The following is a 3,479-nucleotide window of genomic DNA, read 5'->3' on the forward strand; positions in this document are numbered from 1 at the left end:
CAGCTTCTGCAACACCTCAGCCAGCGACTTTCCTGCCGCCAACATCGCTTGCCCCTCCTGCAACAGCTTCACAATCTGCTCAGGCTTACGTCGTCGTCGCTTCGTCATCAAAGTCTCCTCGAACCAAAATCGGTCGGTTGACTCTCATAACATCTGGATCAGAAAATGGGGAGCACGCCACAGTTGCAATGGCAAACAGAAAAAGAATCCCATCTGAGACACAAAAACAAGTGCTGTTGAAAAGTCGACGGCGCTGTTGTCTTTGCTTTTGGCTTAATGGAATTGATGATGTCGTGAAGGGCCAAATAGCACACCTTGATCAAGACTCGTCGAACAGTAGTTTCGAGAATTTGGCGTTTCTTTGCTTTGAACATCACGACGAGTACGATAGCCGCCCAAATGTTTCCAAGGGATTGCAGCAACCGGAAGTGACACAATGGAGAGACGAGCTCTACAAGGAAATGGAATATAGATTCCGTAGCGTGCGAGAGAGAAAGGTCGAAGTGTCGATCGTCAGGTTTGAGCCAGTCGAACACAGAAAGACCTTCCGACTTGTGTTTCGTCTAAAGAACGTCGGGCAAGCAACTATTGTGAATGCCACCCTTTCGATTCGCCTTCCGCAGAATGTAACTGCCAATTCACCGCGCAAGCAGACGAGGCGCAAAAGTTCGGACAGTTTCATCAATATGGGGCTCGACTTGAGCGGTTTCGAGATGCAAGAGATCTTCGGCTTTCACGAGTGTACGGAAGATTTCTTCGAGCCCGGTGGACGGGTTGCGACCTATGATATGCACGCGATCAATCAGGGGTTGTTGCCGGACCACAGTCTCGAAATTACTGGTCTTGGGTTTCGCTCTGACGAATTCCAAGATGGTACTGATCTGTGTCTCGAATACCGTGTCGATGCCAATGACATGGACCCGCAGCGTGGAACGGTTTCGAGGCAGATTCCTACTGGTTTGGAGTGGGTGTTGCAGGATCCAGAAAAATATGGTCTGCCTAGAAATATTACTCTCGAAGAACTCGAAGCTAAAATTGATGAATCGGCGGACGACCAACCGCGACCGAACATAGAGGAAGATTTCTAGTTCTTCCCAAGGACAGTCGACATAGAGTGGGGTAAGGAAGTACGCCGCAGACCCACAATTGGCAATTGGACGATTCTCTTGCAGAAATTGATCGGGGAGGAGCCGAACCATGTGTTCGTGGGAACGACCCCGAAACCTGGGGTGAATAGATTTCCCGATTCAATATTCCCCTCGAACGGAAGGGCTGCATCGATACCGCGGTTTGTGCCACGCTTCACCTCGCAAAACTAAAACGAACCACCCGCAGCTGCAAGAAATCTCAATGTCCCTCGACCTCGAAATCCGCTCCGAGTAACCGGTGATGTTCCTCATCACACGTTTGTCTTTTTGCGGCAGCGCACTAATTGTGTGCAAATCGCTCGGAGGCAGCAGAGTTGCCAACGATCTTCACAGTGAAGAAGACCGTTCTCCCGAGAATGTGAGTACGACAATCGCTTGGTGCGTCGTCAGCATGCCTACTCCAAACCTGTGCTTATGATGCTCGTAAGGTTCGCTATAAAAGCAACGGAATCAGCATGGATGTCTTCGCCTGATATTCGGTGTACTCGGGAAAACGTTTACGCAGAAGTTTCTCTTCGAACTTGATCTTCAGCATCAAAACTCCCAGCAGCCCGAGCCAGCAGGTGATAATCGACAGCCGAGGCGGCGCGAATGCGCATCCGGCGCTTGCGGTTAGCAATGCTGAATACATCGGGTGCCGCATCCATCGGTAGGCTCCAGTCGTCTTTAAACTCGCGGATTGTCGCGGTGTCGGGGAAACTGTCAGCGTCTTCGTCCCCATCGAAATGGTCGCCCAAATCATGACTGCTACCCCAGCCACGACGAGCAAGTTGGCAACGTGATTGTCGCGACTCCAGTCATGCTGCAAGAAAATCGCTGCCGCCAACGCAAACTGCGCAAGCGTAAGTAGTAGAGGCCGCACTGGGTGATGCTTCTTTGATTCCGCGAGTTGCTTCAGCATTTCTAAATCCGACGTTTAGTGGAGTCTTCGTCGGCTCCACGCTGATGCGAATGGCAGCTGGTTTCATTCTCATGCAAGTATTCATTTGAAAGTATTGAATGGAGAATAGAGAATGTGTTGTCACATGTCGTGTCTGGCTGCACCGCTTGACTGGATTGCTGGCGCAGAAGCCATCTGAAATGGAACGTATTCGCTCTCGTGTGAAGACTCAAACGTGGAGAGACAATCATGAAACCAATTCCAGTTCTGATGTTTGCAGTATTGGTCATCGGGGAGGCTGCAGACGGTGAAATTATACGTTACAACTTCGTCAGCAATCCATCGATTCAGAACGGTGTGACCACGTGGGAACGGATCGGCTTGGATCTCGTTGAGACGAATCGAAATACCAATCCCTCTCCATCTCCATATGAAATCTCCGGATTCATCGATATCGATCAGGGCCCCTTCAGTACTTCCCCTATTGAAGACGCAAATGTGACAGTTGTCGATGCTCTTGTCACTGTGTCGAATGGAATCACCTCGGCGACCTTCCACGAAGAACACTTGAGCATCCTTGAACAAGTCTTCGTGTCCGATCCGCCCAACTGGTTTGTCGACGAAAATGAAATTTTCTTCATGGACTTTCGCCCTTCGTTCGGGCAGATCGAATTTCGAAATGGGGACAGTTCTTTGACTTGGTGGGGAGGAACAACGGAACTCGTTGTTGATATCAACGGAATTCCAACGGATCTCGCGGAATCACGTCGTCACAGCTCCGCTTATATCAACGGAGAACTGGCTTGGGAGACGACGTTTCTGACATTTAGTGGCAGCCCGCTTCCCTCGACCGATCCCAACTACTTCACTGATGGGTTCGTGATCGCCACTCGAAATGACATGAATCATCCCATCCCGGAGCCTTCTTCCTTCGTGTTATTTGGGCTCGACCTGATCGCCCTCCTGACCATTCGACTGAGGTTATGGAAGCCATATTCATTATCTGCCCGAGAGGAAGAGATGTAGGTCGTGAGTACAACCGGTCAATGAACTCTCACTGACGGCTTGAACAAAGTAAAAGTAGGGTAGGATTAGGAGGTGCGACGCAAACCCACCATTGACTGAGGTGTTGTTTTCTAGCAGAAATCAATTGGAGCTGAGCTGAGCCAGTTGCAGGTGGGAATGACCCCGAAACGTGGGATGAATAGATGTCCCGAATCAGAATTCCCCTCCATTGGGCGGGCTGTATCCCTATTGCGATTTGTCCTATCCTGCGGCTCTAACGTCAATCCTAGCTGTTGAAAATCGATCAACCCGTTGAAGTATCATGCCAGACCCGACCTTTGAAGAGCAAAAAGCGTCGCTTCAAGCTCAAAGCGAGAAAATCAATGCGCGGTTTACCCGTCTCTGGATTCCCGGTCGTCGAAAGTATATCGCATGTGAAAGCTACC

At 50.2% G+C, this 3,479-nt stretch carries 3 protein-coding genes; 2 read left to right on the forward strand and 1 reads right to left on the reverse strand.

The genetic code is table 11. From position 1 onward, the window contains the following. The first annotated feature begins 188 nt into the window (after window positions 1-188). Window positions 189-1,088 (forward strand): hypothetical protein, encoded by a 900-nt coding sequence (locus KOR42_RS25925; protein ID WP_146512700.1) that lies wholly within the window; start codon window positions 189-191, stop codon window positions 1,086-1,088. Window positions 1,089-1,581: 493 nt separating this feature from the next. On the opposite strand, the gene KOR42_RS25930 is transcribed toward KOR42_RS25925, so the two are convergent. After that, window positions 1,582-2,049: a methyltransferase family protein gene (locus tag KOR42_RS25930; RefSeq protein WP_146512701.1), complete on the reverse strand. Its 468-nt coding sequence runs from the start codon at window positions 2,047-2,049 to the stop codon at window positions 1,582-1,584. A 228-nt stretch (window positions 2,050-2,277) separates the two neighbouring features. On the opposite strand from KOR42_RS25930, the gene KOR42_RS25935 reads away from it, so the two are divergent. After that, window positions 2,278-3,054 carry a hypothetical protein gene (locus KOR42_RS25935; protein WP_146512702.1) on the forward strand — a complete coding sequence of 259 codons (777 nt, stop codon included), beginning with the start codon at window positions 2,278-2,280 and terminating at the stop codon, window positions 3,052-3,054. Window positions 3,055-3,479: the final 425 nt, after the last annotated feature.

It is taken from the genome of Thalassoglobus neptunius (assembly GCF_007859735.1).
GTDB lineage: Bacteria > Planctomycetota > Planctomycetia > Planctomycetales > Planctomycetaceae > Thalassoglobus > Thalassoglobus neptunius.